The sequence below is a fragment of the Pseudomonas sp. MCal1 genome (assembly GCF_026341415.1).
Lineage (GTDB): Bacteria > Pseudomonadota > Gammaproteobacteria > Pseudomonadales > Pseudomonadaceae > Aquipseudomonas.
Genome location: NZ_JAKUMP010000001.1, coordinates 531,891 through 551,535, shown reverse-complemented (window position 1 = coordinate 551,535; position 19,645 = coordinate 531,891). Strand labels below are relative to the sequence as shown.

The window sequence follows — 19,645 nt, the reverse complement described above, 5'->3', positions numbered from 1 at the left end:
TGAAAGCCCTGCATATGCAGGGCTTTTTTTTGGACAATATTTAACAAATACAACGACTTTTCTGGCAGAAAAGTTAAGTCTCAAACCCGTTCCGCACTGAAACTATGCTTCCGAATGTTGCCTCATTTCCCGGCAATAACTTTATGTTTAATCAGTTCGGGTATCTAACATCACGCTGACCACGAACAGGCGATTAGAATTTCAAGCTGTTTCGTGCCGCCACTATGTCATCGCCGCTGGCCTTATAAACCTCTGCCTGCCCGGCATACGAAAGTACGTAAGCTTTATTCGCCTCCACCGCTGCAACCAATGTTTGCGACAGCACGTGACGGCCGTTTTCAGTCACGGTACAAGTGGTCTCAAGTGCCGCAAGCGAGCCCAGCGTAGTCGCGTGAACCTTGTTGCAGACACTCTGATAACCGCTCTGGAAAAAGTCTTTCTGCACCGACTTGCGCATCTCCAGCAACACGCCCTGCAAGTTGACCTGATGACCACTTTCCACACGGGTCATCGTCAACTCCATCACCATCACCTGATTGCCATCGGCGTCAGTCTTCACCCCGCGCTGACGGGAGACGTCCGGGGATGTTTCAGGCAACGCCTCGACTTCCCAGCCGGCGGGCCAGGTGATGCTCGGCGCCTCGGCAAAGGCCGGTAGCGCCAGCAGGGAAAAACCCAGGAAAACGAACAGCGATTTGAACGGTCGGATCATTACCAGAGGCACTCGCGGATTGAGCCGTAAAGTCTGAGCCACGCCCGCTCGCAGGGCAAGCCCACGCTTTCGGTTTGGCGATGCTGCCAGGCATGCGTATCATTGCGCCCATTCACTCGCCCCAATTTGTTACGGAGGGCCCATGAGCCTGCAAGAACTGAACACCTTCCCTGGCGTCACCGCCACCCCAGACAGCGCAACCCGCAACTTCGTGTTCAACCACACCATGCTGCGCGTCAAAGACATCACCAAATCGCTGGATTTCTACACCCGCGTACTGGGTTTCTCGCTGGTAGAAAAGCGTGACTTCCCGGAAGCGGAATTCAGCCTGTACTTCCTCGCGCTGGTCGACAAATCGCAGATCCCGGCCGACGCCGCTGCGCGCACTGAGTGGATGAAGTCGATTCCCGGCATTCTTGAGCTGACCCACAACCACGGCACCGAGAACGACGCCGACTTCGCCTACCACAATGGCAACACCGACCCGCGCGGTTTCGGCCACATCTGCATTTCGGTACCGGATATCGTTGCCGCTTGCGTACGCTTTGAAGAGCTGGGCTGCGATTTCCAGAAGCGCCTGACCGATGGCCGCATGAAGAGCCTGGCGTTCATCAAGGATCCGGATGGTTATTGGGTCGAAATCATCCAGCCAGCGCCGCTGTAAAGCTGATTCTGGGTAGAGAGCACCCCGCAAAGAAAAACCCCATCATCACTGATGGGGTTTTTCTTTTTCAGGCCCGGGATTTATGCCGGAGCCGAAGTGCGGATCAGGTGATCGAAAGCGCTAAGCGAAGCCTTGGCGCCCTCGCCCACCGCAATCACGATCTGCTTGTACGGCACGGTGGTTACGTCACCGGCGGCAAAGATGCCGGGGATCGAGGTTTCACCGCGGTTGTCGACGATGATCTCGCCGCGCGGCGACAACTCGATGGTGCCCTTGAGCCAATCAGTGTTGGGCAGCAGACCAATCTGCACGAAAATCCCTTCCAGTTCGACGGTGTGCAGCTCTTCGGTATTGCGATCCTTGTAGCGCAGGCCGTTGACCTTCTGGCCATCGCCGGTGACCTCGGTGGTCAGCGCACTGGTGATCACGGTGACGTTAGGCAGGCTGTGCAGCTTGCGTTGCAATACGGCGTCGGCGCGCAACTGAACGTCGAACTCCAGCAAAGTTACGTGTGACACGATACCGGCCAGATCGATCGCTGCCTCAACACCGGAGTTACCGCCGCCAATCACCGCCACACGCTTGCCTTTGAACAGCGGGCCGTCGCAATGCGGGCAATACGCTACACCCTTGTTGCGGTATTCCTGCTCGCCCGGCACGTTCATTTCGCGCCACCGCGCGCCGGTCGCCAGAATCACGCTCTTGGCCTTAAGGGTCGCGCCACTGGCGAAGCGGACTTCATGCAGCTCGCCATTCTTGCCCGGGATCAACTTGTCGGCGCGTTGCAGGTTCATGATGTCGACGTCGTACTGCTTGACGTGTTCTTCCAGCGCGGTCGCCAGTTTCGGGCCTTCGGTTTCCTGAACGGAAATGAAGTTTTCGATGGCCATGGTGTCCAGTACCTGACCGCCGAAGCGCTCGGCTGCAACACCGGTGCGAATACCTTTACGTGCGGCATAAATCGCCGCCGAAGCGCCGGCCGGCCCACCGCCGACCACCAGCACATCAAAGGCTTGCTTGGCGCTGATTTTCTCGGCCTGACGCTCGATGGCGCCGGTGTCGAGTTTGGCGAGGATTTCTTCCAGGCCCATACGGCCCTGGCCGAAGTTTTCGCCGTTCAGGTAAATGCTTGGTACAGCCATGATCTTGCGATCGTTGACTTCGTCCTGGAACAGCGCGCCGTCGATGGCGACGTGGCGGATGTTCGGGTTCAGCACGGCCATCAGGTTCAGCGCCTGAACGACATCCGGGCAGTTCTGGCAGGACAGCGAGAAGTAAGTCTCGAAGTTGAACTCACCCTTGAGCGAGCGGATCTGTTCGATCACTTCGACACTGGCCTTCGAAGGGTGTCCGCCGACTTGCAGCAGGGCCAGCACCAGCGAAGTGAATTCATGGCCCATCGGTATGCCGGCGAAACGCAGGCTGATGTCGGCACCGGGGCGATTGATCGAGAAGGACGGTTTGCGTGCATCGTCACCGCTGTCGATCAAGGTAATCTGATGCGAAAGACTGGCAACGTCTTTCAGCAGGTCAAGCATTTCACGGGATTTCGCACCGTCGTCGAGTGAGGCAACGATCTCGATCGGCTGGGTGACCCGTTCCAGGTACGATTTCAACTGGGCTTTAAGATTGGCGTCCAACATACGGGCGATCTCCTGACTTTATTTGAGGCGAAAAAAAGCCCGAGCGAATCTCGCCCGGGCTTTTCTATTGGGCGGTGCAGCTTACTTGAGTAGGTGCGGAGTTCCGCCCTGTATTGCGTGTGTCACAGACTTAGATCTTGCCGACCAGGTCCAGGGACGGAGCCAGAGTGGCCTCGCCTTCTTTCCACTTGGCCGGGCAAACTTCGCCTGGGTGAGCAGCAACGTACTGAGCAGCCTTGATTTTGCGCAGCAGCTCGGAAGCGTCGCGGCCAACGCCGCCATCGTTCAGTTCAACGATTTTGATTTGGCCTTCAGGGTTGATCACGAAGGTGCCACGATCCGCCAGACCAGCTTCTTCGATCAGCACGTCGAAGTTGCGGGAAATGACATGGGTCGGGTCGCCGATCATGGTGTATTCGATTTTGCCGATAGCTGGCGAAGTGTTGTGCCAGGCAGCGTGGGCAAAGTGGGTGTCGGTCGAAACGCTGTAGATCTCTACGCCCAGTTTCTGGAAGGCGGCGTAGTTGTCAGCCAGGTCTTCGAGTTCGGTTGGGCAAACGAAAGTGAAGTCGGCCGGGTAGAAGAACACTACGGACCATTTGCCTTTCAGGTCAGCGTCCGAGACTTGTACGAAGTCGCCGTTTTTGAACGCGGTAGCTTTGAACGGTTTTACTTGGCTGTTGATGATAGGCATTGATGACTCTCCGTCAGGGTTGTGAATTCGATGGGTGAATCCTACCCAGTCACTCGACGGATGGCTCATTGGCAAACCTGATGCTGCTGATTTGTTTTCGCTATTAGCTGAGGATATTAATAGAAGAAAACGATATCTACGGCGACAGCGGCTTATCCGTAATCCGGGCCATCCCGTGAAAAGGGCTCGCTTCAACATAGCGCATGGCGGACTTCATATCCTTCCAGCCGACGTAACTCATCAGTGACTTGAGATCCCAGCCGCTTTGATGGGCCCACGTTGCAAAACCTCGTCGCAGAGAGTGACTCGTGTAGCGCTCAGCGGAAATTCCGGCGCGCTCCAGAGCCTGACGCAGCAACGGAATCACACTGTTGGCGTGCAAGCCCTCCTCACTCAGATTGCCCCACCGGTCCACGGCGCGAAACACCGGGCCGCGTACGAGCGCAGCCTCGCTTATCCATTCGATATATGCCTGCACAGGGCACAACTTCAACAGCGCCGGGGCCTGATAGGTTTGCCCGATGTTTTCCCGATCACCCTTGCTGCGCGGCAGGTACAAAGTGATGCCGCTGCCAGCGTGCGCCTGCACATGCTCGATCTGCATCCGACACAGCTCATCGCTGCGAAAGCCGCGCCAGAAGCCCAGCAGGATCAATGCCCGATCGCGGCAGGCCCGTAACAGCACTGGTCGATCCTGTTTTTCCCGCGCCTCCCTCATTTCCTGCTCAAGCCAGGCGACAGTCTGTTCCAGATCTCGCAATTGCAACGGCTCGGCCTGCTTCTCCTGGGCGGGATGCAGGGCACGAATGCCCTTGAATACTTTGCGCACCACCGGGGACTTGGTCGGATCAGCGAAGCCCTGACTGTTGTGCCACTGCGCCAGCGCCGACAGACGCAACTTGAGCGTATTGACCGACAGCACGCCAGCATGTGCCACCAGATACCGGGCGATGCTGTCCGCTGTCGCTGGCAGAAACCCGCCCCACACGGACTCGAAATGCTCGATGGCCGCGCGATAACTGCGGCGGGTGTTGTCACGGGTGGCGGCTTGCAGGTAGCGATCGATATCGCTCATGGGCTGATTTTCTCGTTGCGTACTGAAGGTTTGATCGGAAATCGATTTTATGGGTTTCACATGGGGTAATACCAGTATATCCCGTCCGTTTATCGGTGCTTATTTCACTTTAATTTCAACGTGGTACACTGTGTGCTTTAGTGGCATGTACCACAGTACGAAATGGTAGGAGCAGATATGGCCCGTGGCGGCGTCAATAAAGCAGTAGTCCAGATCGCGCGCGCAGCGATTCTCGCCCGTGGCGAACACCCCAGCATCGACGCAGTACGCATCGAGCTGGGCAATACGGGTTCCAAAACCACAATTCATCGCTACCTGAAGGAACTGGATGACGGCAGCGAACCGGCCGATCCGTCGGCAGAACCTGTCGATGACGAACTCCTCGCCCTCGTCACACGCCTCGCCCAGCGCCTGAAAGAACAGGCGCAGGAGCCGATTGATCAGGCACGCGAGCAGTACGAGCATCAGCGTCAGGCACTGGAAAACGAGCTGAATCAGCTTCGTCAGGATCATGCGCAGCTGGAGAAGAAGCACGACATTCAGACTGCCGCGCTGGCAAAGGAATCCGAAGCCCTGAGCGATACCCGCTCGATGCTGCAGACCGAGCAGACCCGCAACGCCGGACTGAATCAGGCGCTGGCCGATTTTGAATTGCGCTTGCAGGACAAGGACGAGCAGATCCGCTCGCTGGAAGAGAAGCACCTGCACGCCCGCGATGCGCTTGAACACTACCGCAACGCCATCAAGGAGCAGCGTGAGCAGGAGCAAAGCCGTCACGAGACGCAGGTGCAGCAGTTGCAGATGGAGTTGCGCCAGGCGCAGCAAAGCGCCCTCGTACGTCAGGACGAAATCACCCAGCTGCACCGCGACAACGAACGCCTGCTGACCGAAAATCGCGGCACCGTGCGCGAACTGAGCCTGTTGCAGGATCAGCTCAAGCACAGTAATCAGCGTCAGGATCAATTGCTGGAGCAAGCGTCCCGCGTCGACAGTGAACGCACCCTCCTCCAGGAACGTCTGCGCGTGGCCCTGCTGGAAAGTCAGACGCTCAAGCAGAACGTCGACGAGCAGTCGCAGCTCAATCAGTCATTGGAAAAAGAATTAACCAAGGCGCAAGACAGCCTGCGCCTGGCTACTACCGCTGAGGCAGCGCCAGACGCAGCCCAACCGAAAAAGATTTAAGCGCCGACCGGCGTACGCATTGTGACAAACTCTTCGGCCGCCGTCGGATGCACTCCGATGGTGTCGTCGAAGTCACGCTTGGTTGCGCCAGCCTTCAAAGCGATTGCCAGCCCCTGCACGATCTCGCCAGCATCCGGGCCGACCATGTGACAGCCCAACACCTTGTCAGACTTGCCATCGACCACCAGCTTCATCAGCGTGCGCTCCTGGCAGTCCGTCAGGGTCAGCTTCATCGGCCGGAAGCGGCTTTCGTAGATCACCACGTCGTGACCCGCCTCCCGCGCCTCCTCTTCAGTCAGACCGACGGTGCCGATGTTCGGCAGACTGAACACTGCCGTCGGGATCATCTTGTAATCCACCGGACGGTATTGCTCAGGCTTGAACAGACGCCGCGCCACTGCCATGCCCTCAGCCAGCGCCACCGGCGTCAACTGAACACGACCGATGACATCGCCCAGCGCCAGGATTGAAGGCTCGGTGGTTTGAAACTGCTCATCGACCTTAATGAAGCCTTTGTCGTCGAGCTGCACATCGGTATTTTCCAGCCCCAGGTTGTCCAGCATCGGACGTCGGCCGGTGGCATAGAACACACAATCGGCTTCCAGCACGCGACCATCCTTGAGGGTTGCTTTCAGGCTGCCATCTGATTGCTTGTCGATACGGGCAATGTCGGCATTGAATTGCAGATCCAGGCCACGCTTGGTGAGTTCTTCCTTCAAGTGCTTACGAACCGAACCGTCGAAACCGCGCAGGAACAGATCTCCGCGATACAGCAACGTCGTATTGGCGCCCAGACCATGGAAGATTCCGGCGAATTCGACGGCGATGTAACCGCCACCGACGACCAGTACACGCTTGGGCAGCTCTTTGAGGAAGAACGCCTGGTTCGAGCTGATCGCATGCTCATGCCCCGGAATCTCGGGGATCTGCGGCCAGCCACCGGTGGCGATCAGAATATTCTTCGCGGTGTAGCGCTCGCCGTTGACCTCGACTTCGTGCGGGCCAACGATTTTCGCGTGAGCCTCATGCAGGGTCACGCCGCTGTTGACCAGCAGATTGCGATAAATGCCGTTCAGGCGATTGATTTCGCGATCCTTGTTGGCAATCAGCGTGGCCCAGTCAAAATCCGCCTCGCCCAGTTGCCAGCCGAAACCAGAGGACTGTTCGAAGTCTTCGGCAAAGTGGGCGCCGTACACCAACAGTTTTTTCGGTACGCAACCAACATTGACGCAGGTACCGCCCAGATAACGGCTCTCGGCCACCGCTACTTTTGCGCCGAAACCTGCCGCAAAACGCGCAGCGCGCACACCGCCGGAACCGGCGCCAATCACATAAAGGTCAAAATCGTAGGCCATTTCTATCTCCTCGGCAGGCGATCAGCATACCCGCAGATGCTTATTGAGCAAGTCTCTACTGCAAGGGGACGGGCAATACCGGGAGGTTCTACCGTTAGCATTTGATTAATGGCTTTCTGCCGGTTGAATTTTTGGCAGCCGCAACGTATGCCAGGCGATCAGAATCGCTACGAGCGCCAGGCCGAAAGCGAGCCACGATGCCAATGCAATTCCGCCCGCAAATGCACTTCCCGCCTGCTGCATCAACTGTTGCGCTTGATCCCCCGCCAACCCCGCCGCCACATGATGAGCGCCAGCCAGCGTTTCACTTGCCAGCATCGTCTGAACATCGCTCAAAAACGCTGGAAGCTGCAGGTCTGCTCGGTAGTGAGCCGTCACCAGGCCGCCAATCAGAGTAGTACCCAGCACCACGCCAACTTCATAGGCTGTTTCACTGATGGCGGATGCCGCCCCTGCCTTCGCCGGGGGCGCTGCCGACAAAATCACATCATTGGAAACCGTAGCGATCGCCCCCCACTCCGATGTTGAGCAACGCGAACGCCACTACCAATACCGCAAGACTGCTGCCCATGCTGGCCACCAGCAAAAAGGCCGCACCGGTGAAAGCCACCAGAATCGGTATCAGTACATGCACCGGCATGCGCTGCGCGACTGGGACGACTGCCACTCCAACCATAATCGCCATGATTTGCCCCGGCACCAATGCAAGGCTCGCACTCAAGGGCGCCATTTGCAGAACAATCTGCAAAAACTGAGTCGTGAAGAAAACGAAGCCGACAAGAAACGCAAGACTCATCAAATTGATAAGGACTGATCCGCTGAAGGCGCCATTGCTGAACAGGGTCATGTCCATCAGGGGTACAGGAAGACGCAACTGGCGACGTACGAATATCCAGCCTGCCAGTGCACCTACCAGAAAGGTGCCAAACACAACACCGTCAATGCCCTCACTGGCGCCATGCTTGATGCTGTAAACGATACAACCCAGTGCGACCATCGACTGAAGGATGCTGATCGGGTCCAGCGGACCCGACACATCACGCTCTGATTCAGGGAGCAACAGCGGCCCCAGTACTAACAATGGAATCAGGACGGGTACCGCCAACAGAAAAATCGCGCCCCAATCAAAGAACTGCAGCAACACCCCTCCCACCAAAGGCCCTAGTGCCGAGCCGACAGTCAGCGTCGTTGCCCAGATCGCTACTGCCACTCTGCGCTCTTCTCGATCCTCAAACACCGAACGTATCAATGCCAGCGTGGAGGGCATCAACATCGCACCGAAAATCCCCATACAAGCCCGCCCGATAATCAGCTGCATCGATGTTGCGGAATATGCGGTCAGCACCGAGACCACCACAAACCCGAACGAGCCGATAAGCAGCAACTTACGGTGCCCCACCCGATCACCCAGGCTACCCATCGAAACCAGCAGTCCTGCGAGAACCAACGAATAGGCATCAATCATCCACAGCTGCTGGCTGGCCGTCGGACGCAAGGCTTCGGCGATTTTGGGTAACGCGAAACCCAATACGGTGTTATCAACGGTCACCAGCAGCACTGGCAACATGAGCACCGCCAGCCCTGACCAGCGTCTGCCACTTGATCTTCGTGTTGCAGCCATATTCTTTAACGCCACAAGCAACACTCCTTATTGCTGGAGAATAAATTTCACAACTGTCCTTCGACGATCATGAAACGCGGTCCTCCGCACCTCCCTGGCGAAGACGAGTCAGTTCAGCAGCGAACATGCAGGCTGACAATCGAACATTTGTTTCACATTGCATCCTGAATTGAATCGAGATGCGCTATTTCTCCCCACAAACGCAAACGCCCCGAACATGTCGGGGCGTTTGTTTTTAGCATCACACGATTCAGACCGTGTGACGTACCTTCAGACAGTCAGGCGCTATCAGTACGCCTTGCCAGTCTTGTAGAAATTCTCGAAGCAGAAGTTGGTTGCTTCGATGTAGCCTTCAGCACCACCGCAGTCGAAACGCTTGCCCTTGAACTTGTAGGCCATCACGCAGCCGTTCTGGGCTTGTTTCATCAGGGCGTCGGTGATCTGGATTTCCCCGCCCTTGCCTGGCTCGGTCTGTTCGATCAGGTCGAAAATGTCCGGGGTCAGGATATAGCGGCCGATGATCGCCAGGTTCGACGGTGCGTCTTCCGGCTTTGGCTTCTCGACCATGCTGTGTACGCGGTAGATGTCGTCGCGGATCATTTCGCCAGCGATCACACCGTACTTGCTGGTTTCCTGCGGATCGACTTCCTGGATGGCAATGATCGAGCAGCGGAACTGTTTGTACAGCTTGACCATCTGGGTCAGTACGCCGTCGCCTTCGAGGTTGACACACAGGTCGTCTGCCAGCACCACAGCGAACGGTTCGTCACCGATCAGCGGACGACCGGTCAGGATCGCGTGGCCCAGGCCTTTCATTTCGGTCTGACGAGTGTAGGAGAACGAGCACTCGTTCAGCAGCTTGCGGATACCGACCAGGTATTTTTCCTTGTCGGTGCCTTTGATCTGGTTTTCCAGTTCATAGCTGATGTCGAAGTGGTCTTCCAGGGCGCGCTTGCCACGACCGGTCACGATGGAGATTTCGTTCAGGCCAGCATCCAGAGCTTCTTCGACGCCGTACTGGATCAGTGGCTTGTTTACCACCGGCAGCATTTCTTTGGGCATGGCCTTCGTCGCTGGGAGGAAGCGAGTACCGTAACCGGCTGCTGGGAACAAGCATTTCTTGATCATATAAGTCCTTGAAAGGGCTGTGTGTACGAGTTTCGGCGCAGTCTAATCAGGCGGCGTGCACCTTACAATGCCCCGCACTGGCTAACCGATGTCAACATAGAGAAATATTCTCGCGGATAGTTCAATCCGCACACAAAGGCTGCGAAATCAGCGTAGTCCAAAGATCCAGGAATACCTCATCGACCTGCGCCAGTCGCCGATTTACCGTTATCATGACGCCTTTGAAACAGCCAACGAGGCAGTGAGATGTCCGCAGCAAAAATCATCAATGGGTACAGCGTCGCCAAGGCGAAAGATGACCAGTGGCATATCACCGCCGCCAACGGCGAAGATGTGTCCGGTCCGTTGCCCACTGAAGCGATGGCGATAGAAGTGGCCGCGGTGCTTGATTACACGCCTCCTGCACCGAAGCGTCGCGGCAAGGACCAAGACTGATCGGCAACCACGAATCTCGGCCCTGCCTTCGCGCAGGGCTTTTTTTGGGCTGTGCGCAAAGAACTGGCCAATCGCTATAACCTTTTCATGCCGGCGCTGTCATAGCGTCTAGCCCCCTCCTCCTCGAAGACGACATTGCCATGATCAACCGCCCCTTCATCAGTTTTCTACCCCTGATTGCGCTCGCGGCCCTGGCCGGCTGCGCCACATCGCAGACCACCTACCTGAACAACGGCGAACAGGGTTTGAGCATCGACTGCTCCGGCGAAGCCAATTCCTGGGCCAGCTGTTACGAAAAGGCTGATGCATCATGCGCCGGAACCGGCTATCGCATTGTCGGGACTGAAGGCACACCGGCGCCCAAGGAAGACGACAAGACGCTGGGCGTCGATGTCGGCAACTACAAAACCCGTAGCGTAGTAGTGGTATGTAAGTAGCCTTACATGTGAATTTCGGCGAATTTGATCCCCAGTCCGCGCACGACCTCGATCAGGTCATCGAGTCGGTTGAAGGATTCGACTTCGTCGTTATCGTCCACCAGAAAATAACTGCGACCGGCGCTTTTCTTGAAGAACACGATCCACTCTCCCGGATTTGCCGGGTTCTGGATCACATGGGTAGCCGCAATGAGCCCTTCCTTGTGTCGCTCCCGCACCTGCTCTCTCTTCATTCACCTCTCCAGAAATGACAATGCCGCCACAGCAACGCTGTGACGGCATCAATGCTGACGGCTGACAGTCTATCAGCCGGAAATACAGGCAGTGGCGGCTTTGCGCACATCCCATGGACGCAGCGGCACATTGGACATCCGTTCATGCAGCTTGATGCTGCTGCCACCGGAGCGATCCTCGATATCAAACACTGCGGCGGGACCTGATCCCAGCTTGCCCGGAACGATGACCCGGACTTCGTCCTTGTGCCGCTCGACCTGCAGGGCGCCCCGGCTGCCGGACAGCTTCTCGGCCAGGCATTCAGCATACTCATGGGGCTTCTTACCGGAAATGACGTTCATGGTCGGCAGTGTTTCATTGATTTCCGAAACACTTGCGCAACCACCCATTGCCAATGCCAACGGCAGAATCACCACACCCCACTTCATACAAAACCTCCGATAAAGACCCTCCGACAGCACGAATGCCGTTTTTCTCCAAGGCCCATTGCATTTAATCCACATCGAATCGTGAATATCTGTTTTTAATTGTCAAAGCGGCGCCCGACGGCCGGATAATAACCTGTCCGGGCTGATAAACTGCGCCAATCGACAATGCTATCGTTTTGATTTTGTAGAAAAAGCCCTTCTGGAGGCGCCCATGAAATTCATTCACCAGCGCGAGCACCTCAACGAAGACGACATCGTCGTCATTCAATGCTCGCAAACCTGCAATATCCGCTTGATGAACGACGCCAACTTTCGCAGCTTCAAGAATGGCGGCCGTCACACCTATCACGGTGGTGCTTTCGACACGTTCCCGGCCCGTATTACCGCGCCGAGCACCGGCTTCTGGAACATCACCATCGACACCGTCAACCGCCGTGCGATCAGCGTGACCCGCAAGCCGACCCTGACGCACTCGATCAAGATCATTCGCCGCTCGAGCTCCAAACTCAGCTGAGCGACTCCGCCAACGCAGACAGGTAAGCATCAACGTGGCCCAAACGACCAAATACGTGATCAAGTACAAACTCAACGGTGAACGCCGTTTCGAGTTCGCCCAACTGGAAAAGGGCACGCCGGAAGAAGCCAAGGCAGCACTGGATGCCTTGCACGGCCAGAGTGACGATGTGATCAGCGACATCAGCGTCAGCAAGGCCCTGTAAAACCCGGATGACAATTCGACCGCAAGCGGCGGAGTGTTCCGAGCGGGTGGACGGCCCACACTGAGACCTGAATGCAAGCCAAGGAATCAGCATGTCACGCTCATCCGTCTCTCCGCTCGATGCGCTCGACTGGATCGCCCTGGAGCAGCAACTGGACCAGGACGGTTGCGCGGTCGTCCGTACGCTGCTGCGCCCGGACACCTGTGATCGATTGAGTGCGCTTTACCCACAAAGTGAACCGTTTCGATCCCAAGTCATCATGGCCCGCCACGGTTTCGGGCGCGGGGAATACAAATACCTGCGCTATCCGCTTCCGCCCGTGGTCGAACGCCTGCGCAGCGCGCTCTACCCGCGACTTGTACCTTTGGCCAACCGCTGGCATGAGCGAATGGGGCTGCCTGAACGCTTTCCAGAACAGCACAGCGAATTTCTCCATCGCTGCCACGCCGCCGGTCAATTGCGGCCTACCCCGCTCTTGCTGCAATACGGCCCGCAGGACTACAACTGTCTGCATCAGGATCTGTACGGTGAACATGTCTTTCCGCTGCAAGTGGCGATTCTTCTGTCAGAACCTGGCAAAGATTTCACAGGCGGCGAGTTCGTTTTGACTGAACAGCGCCCGAGAATGCAGTCGCGCCCGCTGGTGATGGACCTGAGAAAAGGCGACGCGCTGATCTTTGCCGTCAACCAGCGCCCGGTCAAAGGCACGCGCGGCGACTATCGAGTAAGCATGCGCCACGGCGTCAGCCGATTGCACAGCGGAACACGGCATACTCTGGGCATCATTTTCCACGACGCGACCTGACGATCATGCAAACCACCTTCGACCTGTTCGCCGACACAGAATCCGAACAGCCCCGGCGCACCGAACAGATCGGTGAACAATCCTGGGTGCTGCGCGGCTTTGCCCTTCCACAAATCGAGCAGTTGTTGCCGGCCCTGGAATCGATCATCGCTCGCGCCCCGCTGCGCCACATGATGACGCCCGGGGGCTTCAGCATGTCGGTGGCCACCAGCAGTTGCGGAGCAGTGGGCTGGATCACCGATCGCAGCGGCTACCGCTATTCATCCGAAGATCCCGTGAGCCATCAGCCCTGGCCGGCCATGCCCGAAGTGTTTCGCGAGCTGGCCCTGACGGCAGCGAAAAGCGCCGGATTTGCCGACTTCGTTCCGGACTCCTGCCTGATCAATCGTTATGTCCCAGGCGCAAAGATGTCGCTGCATCAGGACAAAGACGAAAAAACCTACGAAGCGCCGATCGTTTCGCTGTCTTTGGGCCTACCCGCAACGTTCCTGTTCGGCGGTTTCGCACGCGGCGACAGGAGCCAGAAAATCTCGCTGCTGCACGGCGACATGGTGATCTGGGGTGGTGTAGACCGGCTGCGCTACCACGGGATCCTGCCGATCAAGCCCGGTCGGCATCCGCGCCTGGGCGAGCAGCGTTTCAACCTGACGTTTCGTACCGCTGGATAATCCTGCAAAGTTTGACCGCAAGGGTCGGAGTGTTCCGGCCGGTGGCACTGGTTAACCTGACATTCAACAGGTCAACGGACTCTCCATCATGAAAACGCTTTCCACCTCGCTGAACACTGAAGACGATCCAAGGTGGGCCGCTGTCGTGGCACGCGACCCTCGGGCAGACGGCCAGTTTGTCTATGCCGTGAAAACCACCGGCATCTATTGCCGCCCCAGCAGCCTGGCGCGCTTGCCGAAACCGCAGAACGTCGAGTTCTTCGACACCGCCGGAGAAGCCGAGGCCGCGGGCTATCGTCCCAGCAAACGGGCGAGCAAGGATCAGACCGAAGTCGCTGCTCAGCATGCCGCCACCGTCGCGGCAGCCTGTCGCCAGATCGAAGCGTCGGACAGCCTGCCGGCACTCAACGATCTCGCCGAAACCGCTGGCCTGAGCGCCTTCCACTTTCATCGCGTCTTCAAGGCCGCAACGGGTCTGACCCCAAAAGGCTACGCCGCCGCACATCGCTCGCGCCGGGTCCGTCAGCGTCTGGCGGACGGCGGCTCGGTGACCGAGGCGTTGTATGACGCCGGTTTCAATTCCAACAGCCGTTTCTACGAGGCCGCCGATCAGGTACTGGGCATGAAACCCGGCGACTTCCGCGCAGCCGGGCAGAACAACGACATCCGCTTCGCCGTCGGCCAGTGCTCGCTCGGCGCCATTCTGGTGGCGCAGAGCGCGCGCGGAATCTGCGCGATTCTGCTGGGGGACGATCCGCACCAACTGGTGTGCGACCTGCAGGACCAGTTTCGCCGGGCCAACCTGATCGGTGCCGATGCCGAGTTCGAACAACTGATCGCTCGCGTCGTCGGCTTTATAGAGGCGCCTGCCATCGGCCTGGATTTGCCGCTGGATGTGCGCGGCACGGTGTTTCAGGAACGTGTGTGGCAGGCGCTGCGCGAAATTCCGGTCGGCAGCACCGCCAGCTACGCGGACATCGCCTTGCGTATCGGCTCGCCAAAAGCCGTGCGCGCAGTGGCCCAGGCTTGCGGCGCCAACAGCCTCGCGGTGGCCATTCCGTGCCACCGCGTGGTGCGCAGCGACGGCAACCTCAGCGGCTACCGCTGGGGCGTGGAACGCAAGCGAGAGCTGTTGCTGCGCGAAACGCAGGTTTAACGCAGCGATGTAAATCGCCACCGATTCGGGGCCCGACAGGCCTCGAAGTCGGTGGCAAATTTTCCGCTTTCGATCCGGTTCGTCTCGACGTCTGCTGACGGCCCGGTCACCGCAATCCCGGCGGTGACATCGAATGCTCCGGGCGGGCCGCGATGGCGCTGAGGTCTCAGCGATTGACGTCGACCACAACCCGTCCGCGCAACTGACCCGCGAGCAACTTCGGAGCCGCCTCAAGAGCTTCGCCGAGACCGATTTCATGGCTGATCAGTGGCAACAGCGCAAAATCCAGATCCTTCGCCAGACGATTCCAGGCCTCGATGCGGCGAGCCTTGGGCTGGGTCACGCTGTTGATCCCGGCCAGCGTCACGCCACGCAAAATGAACGGCGCCACAGACGCCGGGAAATCCATGCCCTGAGCCAGACCGCATGCGGCCACGGTGCCTTCGGCCCGGGTACTGGCGCAGGCATTGGCAAGCGTGTGGCTGCCGACTGAATCGATGACGCCCGCCAGATCAATCCCCGGAACCATCGGGAACTTGCGCACCACCGGGCTGCTACCGGTGATCGCCAGGCCGTCCTTGAAATTCAGCGTGCTGTACGCGACACGAACCGTCACATCGCCCGCAGGCAACTGCTCGTCATCAATCTCTTGCAGGTTGGCGCGATAACCGCTGTCGTCTTTGTCGATCAAAATGCCTGTGAACATGACTGCCTCTCACGGGTGGAAATCAGGATGTCGAGGGATTGGAATAGCACACTGCAACATTTTGCCCCACTCGACCTTTAGCCAATCGGACCCGAACGCACAGCCAGCGCCGGCTGTTCAAGCTACAAATCTGTGCTGGTCTTGGGAGTGGCTTTGCGTTAAAAAACCGGCTGCTACCGTCCCTGCCCTGTTTTGTCGTCGGAGAAGCTATCCCATGAGCCAATGGCCTGATACCCGCATTCTTGACCTTTTCGGCATCGAACTGCCGATCATCCAGGGCCCCATGGCCGGTGCCACCAATTCTTCGATGGTCATCGCAGCGTGCAACGCCGGTGGCCTCGGTTCGATGCCGGCTGCGATGCTGACCATCGAGCAACTGCGCGAAGAGCTGAAGACCATTCGCCAAGGCACGAACAAGCCGTTCAACGTCAACTTCTTCTGCCATCAACCGCCGGCCGCCGATGAGCAAAAGGCGCGAGAGTGGAAAAATCTGCTGGAGCCCTACTATCGCGAACTGGGTGTCGATTTCGATGCGCCGACGCCGGTGTCCAACCGTGCGCCCTTCGATGCGGCCGCCTGCGAGGTGCTGGAAGAATTTCGCCCTGAAGTGGTGAGCTTCCATTTCGGCCTGCCGGAAAAAGCCTTGCTGGATCGGGTCAAGGCCACCGGCGCGAAAATCCTCTCGTCGGCAACCACGGTCGACGAAGCAATCTGGCTGGAGCAGAACGGTTGCGACGCGATCATCGCCATGGGTTACGAGGCCGGAGGTCATCGCGGGATGTTCCTCAGCGCTGACCTGAGCAGTCAGGTCGGTACGTTTGCGCTGGTGCCGCAAGTGGTCGATGCGGTGAGTGTGCCGGTGATTGCTGCCGGTGCAATTGCCGATGCACGCGGCGTGGCAGCAGCGTTCATGCTCGGCGCTTCGGCGGTTCAGGTCGGCACGGCGTATCTGTTTACCCCGGAAGCGAAAGTCAGTGCTTCGCACCACAAGGCCTTGCGCACCGCCAAGGAAAGCGAGACGGCGGTAACCAATCTGTTTACCGGGCGTCCGGCAAGGGGGATTCTCAATCGAGTGATGCGCGAACTGGGCCCGATGTCGGACAAGGCCCCTGCCTTTCCGCTGGCTGGCGGTGCCTTGATGCCGCTGCGCGCAAAAGGCGAAGCCGAATTCAGTAACCTGTGGGCCGGTCAGGCGTTCACGCTCGGCAAAGACCTTGGCACCGCTGAACTGACCCGGCAACTGGCTGAAGGCGCGCTGGCAAAATTGACGCGGTGATCTACCCGAGCGAGTGAGGAGCGTGACGCCCTCACTCGGTTTAAAAGCAGTGCTTCCCGTTTGGCGGCATTTCGCTATATATTTCTCTATATAGCGTTTCACCCCATCGTACGGCGCAGTCTATCCCTCCAATAACAACTGCCCACTGCACTTGCCATTCACGGAGCCGTTACATGATCAATCGTGCCACCCGCTTTGCCCCTGTCCTGTTCGCGGTATTCGCCATCGGCGCCGCCCAGGCCGACGAAGTGCAAGTCGCCGTCGCGGCCAACTTCACCGCACCGATCCAGGCGATTGCCACCGATTTCGAAAAAGACACCGGACACAAGCTGGTCGCTGCCTATGGCGCCACGGGCCAGTTCTACACCCAGATCAAAAATGGCGCGCCGTTCGACGTGTTCCTCTCGGCCGATGACACCACCCCTGAAAAACTCGAGAAAGAAGGCGACACCGTCAAGGGTTCGCGCTTCACCTACGCCATCGGCACCCTGGCACTGTGGTCGGCCAAGGAAGGTTACGTCGATGCCAAAGGCGACGTCCTGAAGAAAAACGAATATCAGCACCTGTCCATCGCCAACCCGAAAGCCGCCCCTTATGGTCTGGCCGCCACTCAGGTGCTGGAAAAACTGAATCTGACTGAGGCCACCAAAGCCAAGATCGTTGAAGGCCAGAACATCACCCAGGCTTACCAGTTCGTGTCCACCGGCAACGCCGAACTGGGCTTCGTTGCCCTGTCGCAGATCTACAAGGACGGCAAGGTCAGCAGCGGCTCGGCGTGGATCGTTCCAGCGAACATGCACGACCCGATCAAGCAAGACGCGGTGATCCTGAACAAAGGCAAAGACAACGCCGCTGCCAAGGCGCTAGTTGATTACCTCAAGGGCCCGAAAGCCGCTGCGGTCATCAAGTCCTACGGTTATCAGCTGTAAATGTCGCTGACGAGTGCCGATTTCGCGGCGATATGGCTGACCCTGAAGCTGGCGTCTCTGACCACCGCAATCCTGCTGGTCGTCGGCACTCCGATTGCCTTGTGGTTGTCGCGCAGCCGTTCCTGGCTGCGCGGCCCAGTCGGCGCGATTGTCGCCCTTCCATTGGTACTGCCACCGACGGTCATCGGTTTCTATCTGCTGCTGGCCCTCGGCCCCAATGGCTTCATTGGCCATTTCACCCAATGGCTGGGGCTCGGCACCTTGACCTTCAGCTTCACTGGATTGGTGATCGGTTCGGTGCTCTATTCCATGCCGTTCGTGGTGCAGCCATTGCAAAACGCCTTCTCCGCGATCGGCACTCGCCCACTGGAAGTGGCCGCGACATTACGCGCCAATCCCTGGGACACCTTCTTCAGCGTGATCCTGCCGCTGGCGCGTCCCGGCTTCATCACTGCAGCGATCCTTGGCTTCGCCCACACCGTTGGTGAATTCGGCGTGGTGCTGATGATCGGCGGGAATATTCCCGACAAGACCCGGGTGGTTTCCGTACAAATCTACGACCACGTCGAAGCCATGGAGTACGCCCAGGCGCACTGGCTGGCCGGGGCGATGCTGGTGTTTTCGTTTCTGGTGTTGCTGGCGCTGTATTCCAGCCGCAAGACCCGCGCGGGCTGGAGCTGATCGATGATTGATGCACGTCTGAAACTGGCCTGGTCAGGCTTCAGCCTCGATGTTGACCTGCAGATGCCCGGTCGCGGTGTGACAGCGCTGTTCGGTCAGTCCGGTTCGGGCAAGACCACTTGTCTGCGCTGCATCGCCGGGCTTGAGCGTGCGCCGCACGCCTTTATCCGCATCAATGACGAAGTCTGGCAGGACAGCGAAAAAGGCATTTTCGTGCCGCCGCACAAACGCACGCTCGGTTATGTGTTTCAGGAAGCGAGCCTGTTTCCGCATCTGTCGGTACTGGCCAATCTGCAGTTCGGCCTCAAGCGCATTGCCAGGGCACAGCGCCGGGTCGACTTGACCCAAGCCACCGAACTGCTGGGGATCGGCCACTTGCTCGATCGCCACCCGCAACACTTGTCCGGCGGTGAGCGTCAGCGTGTCGGCATCGCTCGCGCATTGTTGACCAGCCCCCGGCTGCTGCTGATGGATGAGCCTTTGGCAGCCCTCGACAGTCAGCGCAAAAGAGAGATCCTGCCTTACCTGCAACGCCTGCACGACGAACTGGAAATCCCCGTGCTGTATGTCAGCCACGCGCAGGACGAAGTGGCCAGGCTCGCCGACCATCTGGTGCTGCTCAGCGACGGCAAAGCGCTGGCCAGCGGCCCGATTGGCGAAACCCTGGCACGGCTCGACCTGCCCCTGGCCATGGACAACGACGCCGGCGTGATCATCGAAGGCCAGGTCAGCGGGTACGATGCCGACTATCAATTGCTCACCCTGCAACTACCGGACTCGCCCCTGAACATTCGCGTGACCCACGCGCCGCCGTTGGCGAAGGGCCAGAGACTGCGATGCAAGGTTCACGCGCGGGACATCAGCCTGACCCTGCAAAACAGCGAATTCAGCAGCATCCTCAATCGCCTGCCGGTCACAGTCGTCAGCGAGCAACCAGCCGATAACGCTGCGCACGTGCTCATCCGCCTCGATGCCGGGGGAACACCGTTGCTGGCGCGCATCACTCGGTATTCTCGGGACCAGCTTGGCGTGCATCCGGGCCAGTCATTGTGGGCACAGATCAAGGCTGTCGCGGTACTGGCTTAAATCCGCGGGCA

24 protein-coding genes are annotated in these 19,645 nt (G+C 58.5%); 13 read left to right on the top strand and 11 right to left on the bottom strand.

Annotated features, from left to right (window positions below):
* Positions 1-193: 193 nt before the first annotated feature.
* Positions 194-712: a DUF4946 domain-containing protein gene (locus MKZ87_RS02530; RefSeq protein ID WP_085696022.1), complete on the bottom strand. Its 519-nt coding sequence runs from the start codon at positions 710-712 to the stop codon at positions 194-196.
* A 142-nt stretch (positions 713-854) separates the two neighbouring features.
* On the opposite strand from MKZ87_RS02530, the gene gloA reads away from it, so the two are divergent.
* Complete coding sequence (gloA, locus tag MKZ87_RS02525) at positions 855-1,376, top strand: lactoylglutathione lyase (protein WP_085696021.1); 522 nt, start codon at positions 855-857, stop codon at positions 1,374-1,376.
* Between the two features lie 80 nt (positions 1,377-1,456).
* On the opposite strand, the gene ahpF is transcribed toward gloA, so the two are convergent.
* From ahpF to MKZ87_RS02510, 3 genes are all read right to left on the bottom strand, one after another.
* Positions 1,457-3,019 carry an alkyl hydroperoxide reductase subunit F gene (gene ahpF, locus MKZ87_RS02520; protein ID WP_085696020.1) on the bottom strand — a complete coding sequence of 521 codons (1,563 nt, stop codon included), beginning with the start codon at positions 3,017-3,019 and terminating at the stop codon, positions 1,457-1,459.
* Between the two features lie 130 nt (positions 3,020-3,149).
* Positions 3,150-3,713 carry an alkyl hydroperoxide reductase subunit C gene (ahpC, locus tag MKZ87_RS02515; protein WP_003224621.1) on the bottom strand — a complete coding sequence of 188 codons (564 nt, stop codon included), beginning with the start codon at positions 3,711-3,713 and terminating at the stop codon, positions 3,150-3,152.
* A gap of 136 nt (positions 3,714-3,849) precedes the next feature.
* Positions 3,850-4,788, bottom strand: coding sequence for a site-specific integrase (locus MKZ87_RS02510; RefSeq protein WP_085701994.1), 939 nt, complete (start codon positions 4,786-4,788; stop codon positions 3,850-3,852).
* 177 nt (positions 4,789-4,965) lie between these two features.
* Between MKZ87_RS02510 and MKZ87_RS02505 the strand changes: the two genes are divergently transcribed.
* The gene (locus MKZ87_RS02505; protein ID WP_085701993.1) at positions 4,966-5,970 is read left to right on the top strand and encodes a DNA-binding protein; all 1,005 of its coding nucleotides are present in this window, start codon (positions 4,966-4,968) and stop codon (positions 5,968-5,970) included.
* On the opposite strand, the gene gorA is transcribed toward MKZ87_RS02505, so the two are convergent.
* The 4 genes from gorA to galU form a co-directional block, all read right to left on the bottom strand.
* A complete protein-coding gene (gene gorA, locus MKZ87_RS02500; RefSeq protein WP_085696017.1) occupies positions 5,967-7,325 on the bottom strand; it encodes a glutathione-disulfide reductase in 1,359 nt (452 codons plus the stop codon). The genes MKZ87_RS02505 and gorA overlap by 4 nt on opposite strands.
* Positions 7,326-7,430: 105 nt before the next feature.
* Entirely contained in the window at positions 7,431-7,805 is a 375-nt protein-coding gene (locus tag MKZ87_RS02495; protein ID WP_256574609.1) for a hypothetical protein, read from the bottom strand.
* Positions 7,806-7,812: 7 nt separating this feature from the next.
* A complete protein-coding gene (locus MKZ87_RS02490; RefSeq protein ID WP_256574608.1) occupies positions 7,813-8,961 on the bottom strand; it encodes an MFS transporter in 1,149 nt (382 codons plus the stop codon).
* A 273-nt stretch (positions 8,962-9,234) separates the two neighbouring features.
* Positions 9,235-10,074, bottom strand: a complete 840-nt coding sequence (gene galU / locus MKZ87_RS02485) for a UTP--glucose-1-phosphate uridylyltransferase GalU (RefSeq protein WP_085701992.1) — start codon at positions 10,072-10,074, stop codon at positions 9,235-9,237.
* 246 nt (positions 10,075-10,320) lie between these two features.
* Between galU and MKZ87_RS02480 the strand changes: the two genes are divergently transcribed.
* On the top strand, positions 10,321-10,509 hold the full coding sequence (locus tag MKZ87_RS02480) for a hypothetical protein (RefSeq protein ID WP_266200203.1): 189 nt from the start codon (positions 10,321-10,323) through the stop codon (positions 10,507-10,509).
* Positions 10,510-10,649: 140 nt separating this feature from the next.
* A complete protein-coding gene (locus MKZ87_RS02475; RefSeq protein ID WP_085696015.1) occupies positions 10,650-10,946 on the top strand; it encodes a hypothetical protein in 297 nt (98 codons plus the stop codon).
* Positions 10,947-10,948: 2 nt separating this feature from the next.
* On the opposite strand, the gene MKZ87_RS02470 is transcribed toward MKZ87_RS02475, so the two are convergent.
* Complete coding sequence (locus MKZ87_RS02470; protein WP_011334337.1) at positions 10,949-11,179, bottom strand: hypothetical protein; 231 nt, start codon at positions 11,177-11,179, stop codon at positions 10,949-10,951.
* Positions 11,180-11,251: 72 nt separating this feature from the next.
* On the bottom strand, positions 11,252-11,608 hold the full coding sequence (locus MKZ87_RS02465; RefSeq protein ID WP_085701991.1) for a hypothetical protein: 357 nt from the start codon (positions 11,606-11,608) through the stop codon (positions 11,252-11,254).
* Between the two features lie 211 nt (positions 11,609-11,819).
* On the opposite strand from MKZ87_RS02465, the gene MKZ87_RS02460 reads away from it, so the two are divergent.
* The 5 genes from MKZ87_RS02460 (at position 11,820) to ada (ending at position 14,956) form a co-directional block, all read left to right on the top strand.
* Positions 11,820-12,122 (top strand): DUF1883 domain-containing protein, encoded by a 303-nt coding sequence (locus MKZ87_RS02460; protein ID WP_007958929.1) that lies wholly within the window; start codon positions 11,820-11,822, stop codon positions 12,120-12,122.
* Positions 12,123-12,156: 34 nt separating this feature from the next.
* The gene (locus MKZ87_RS02455) at positions 12,157-12,327 is read left to right on the top strand and encodes a hypothetical protein (protein WP_170929678.1); all 171 of its coding nucleotides are present in this window, start codon (positions 12,157-12,159) and stop codon (positions 12,325-12,327) included.
* Positions 12,328-12,418: 91 nt separating this feature from the next.
* On the top strand, positions 12,419-13,132 hold the full coding sequence (locus MKZ87_RS02450; RefSeq protein WP_085696013.1) for a 2OG-Fe(II) oxygenase: 714 nt from the start codon (positions 12,419-12,421) through the stop codon (positions 13,130-13,132).
* A gap of 5 nt (positions 13,133-13,137) precedes the next feature.
* Positions 13,138-13,800, top strand: a complete 663-nt coding sequence (alkB, locus tag MKZ87_RS02445; RefSeq protein WP_085701990.1) for a DNA oxidative demethylase AlkB — start codon at positions 13,138-13,140, stop codon at positions 13,798-13,800.
* 88 nt (positions 13,801-13,888) lie between these two features.
* The gene (ada, locus tag MKZ87_RS02440) at positions 13,889-14,956 is read left to right on the top strand and encodes a bifunctional DNA-binding transcriptional regulator/O6-methylguanine-DNA methyltransferase Ada (RefSeq protein WP_085701989.1); all 1,068 of its coding nucleotides are present in this window, start codon (positions 13,889-13,891) and stop codon (positions 14,954-14,956) included.
* 166 nt (positions 14,957-15,122) lie between these two features.
* Here ada and MKZ87_RS02435 read toward each other — a convergent pair whose 3' ends face one another.
* A complete protein-coding gene (locus MKZ87_RS02435) occupies positions 15,123-15,662 on the bottom strand; it encodes an alcohol dehydrogenase catalytic domain-containing protein (protein ID WP_085701988.1) in 540 nt (179 codons plus the stop codon).
* Between the two features lie 214 nt (positions 15,663-15,876).
* Here MKZ87_RS02435 and MKZ87_RS02430 point away from each other — a divergent pair, with 214 nt between their 5' ends.
* The 4 genes from MKZ87_RS02430 (at position 15,877) to modC (ending at position 19,634) form a co-directional block, all read left to right on the top strand.
* Complete coding sequence (locus MKZ87_RS02430) at positions 15,877-16,938, top strand: NAD(P)H-dependent flavin oxidoreductase (protein ID WP_085696009.1); 1,062 nt, start codon at positions 15,877-15,879, stop codon at positions 16,936-16,938.
* A 173-nt stretch (positions 16,939-17,111) separates the two neighbouring features.
* The gene (gene modA / locus MKZ87_RS02425) at positions 17,112-17,867 is read left to right on the top strand and encodes a molybdate ABC transporter substrate-binding protein (RefSeq protein WP_085701987.1); all 756 of its coding nucleotides are present in this window, start codon (positions 17,112-17,114) and stop codon (positions 17,865-17,867) included.
* The gene (gene modB / locus MKZ87_RS02420) at positions 17,868-18,548 is read left to right on the top strand and encodes a molybdate ABC transporter permease subunit (RefSeq protein ID WP_085701986.1); all 681 of its coding nucleotides are present in this window, start codon (positions 17,868-17,870) and stop codon (positions 18,546-18,548) included. It abuts the gene before it with no gap.
* A 3-nt stretch (positions 18,549-18,551) separates the two neighbouring features.
* On the top strand, positions 18,552-19,634 hold the full coding sequence (gene modC, locus MKZ87_RS02415) for a molybdenum ABC transporter ATP-binding protein (protein WP_266200202.1): 1,083 nt from the start codon (positions 18,552-18,554) through the stop codon (positions 19,632-19,634).
* Positions 19,635-19,645: the final 11 nt, after the last annotated feature.

Excerpts from the sequence above, each read along its gene's own strand:
- ada (WP_085701989.1), top strand. The coding sequence starts at position 13,889 with ATGAAAACGCTTTCCACCTCGCTGAACACTGAAGACGATCCAAGGTGG.
- modB (WP_085701986.1), top strand. The coding sequence starts at position 17,868 with ATGTCGCTGACGAGTGCCGATTTCGCGGCGATATGGCTGACCCTGAAG.
- MKZ87_RS02450 (WP_085696013.1), top strand. The coding sequence starts at position 12,419 with ATGTCACGCTCATCCGTCTCTCCGCTCGATGCGCTCGACTGGATCGCC.
- MKZ87_RS02470 (WP_011334337.1), bottom strand. The coding sequence starts at position 11,179 with ATGAAGAGAGAGCAGGTGCGGGAGCGACACAAGGAAGGGCTCATTGCG.
- MKZ87_RS02480 (WP_266200203.1), top strand. The coding sequence starts at position 10,321 with ATGTCCGCAGCAAAAATCATCAATGGGTACAGCGTCGCCAAGGCGAAA.
- MKZ87_RS02530 (WP_085696022.1), bottom strand. The coding sequence starts at position 712 with ATGATCCGACCGTTCAAATCGCTGTTCGTTTTCCTGGGTTTTTCCCTG.
- MKZ87_RS02505 (WP_085701993.1), top strand. The coding sequence starts at position 4,966 with ATGGCCCGTGGCGGCGTCAATAAAGCAGTAGTCCAGATCGCGCGCGCA.
- gorA (WP_085696017.1), bottom strand. The coding sequence starts at position 7,325 with ATGGCCTACGATTTTGACCTTTATGTGATTGGCGCCGGTTCCGGCGGT.
- gloA (WP_085696021.1), top strand. The coding sequence starts at position 855 with ATGAGCCTGCAAGAACTGAACACCTTCCCTGGCGTCACCGCCACCCCA.
- galU (WP_085701992.1), bottom strand. The coding sequence starts at position 10,074 with ATGATCAAGAAATGCTTGTTCCCAGCAGCCGGTTACGGTACTCGCTTC.
- modA (WP_085701987.1), top strand. The coding sequence starts at position 17,112 with ATGATCAATCGTGCCACCCGCTTTGCCCCTGTCCTGTTCGCGGTATTC.
- MKZ87_RS02510 (WP_085701994.1), bottom strand. The coding sequence starts at position 4,788 with ATGAGCGATATCGATCGCTACCTGCAAGCCGCCACCCGTGACAACACC.
- modC (WP_266200202.1), top strand. The coding sequence starts at position 18,552 with ATGATTGATGCACGTCTGAAACTGGCCTGGTCAGGCTTCAGCCTCGAT.
- MKZ87_RS02435 (WP_085701988.1), bottom strand. The coding sequence starts at position 15,662 with ATGTTCACAGGCATTTTGATCGACAAAGACGACAGCGGTTATCGCGCC.
- alkB (WP_085701990.1), top strand. The coding sequence starts at position 13,138 with ATGCAAACCACCTTCGACCTGTTCGCCGACACAGAATCCGAACAGCCC.
- MKZ87_RS02460 (WP_007958929.1), top strand. The coding sequence starts at position 11,820 with ATGAAATTCATTCACCAGCGCGAGCACCTCAACGAAGACGACATCGTC.
- MKZ87_RS02475 (WP_085696015.1), top strand. The coding sequence starts at position 10,650 with ATGATCAACCGCCCCTTCATCAGTTTTCTACCCCTGATTGCGCTCGCG.
- ahpF (WP_085696020.1), bottom strand. The coding sequence starts at position 3,019 with ATGTTGGACGCCAATCTTAAAGCCCAGTTGAAATCGTACCTGGAACGG.
- MKZ87_RS02430 (WP_085696009.1), top strand. The coding sequence starts at position 15,877 with ATGAGCCAATGGCCTGATACCCGCATTCTTGACCTTTTCGGCATCGAA.
- ahpC (WP_003224621.1), bottom strand. The coding sequence starts at position 3,713 with ATGCCTATCATCAACAGCCAAGTAAAACCGTTCAAAGCTACCGCGTTC.
- MKZ87_RS02465 (WP_085701991.1), bottom strand. The coding sequence starts at position 11,608 with ATGAAGTGGGGTGTGGTGATTCTGCCGTTGGCATTGGCAATGGGTGGT.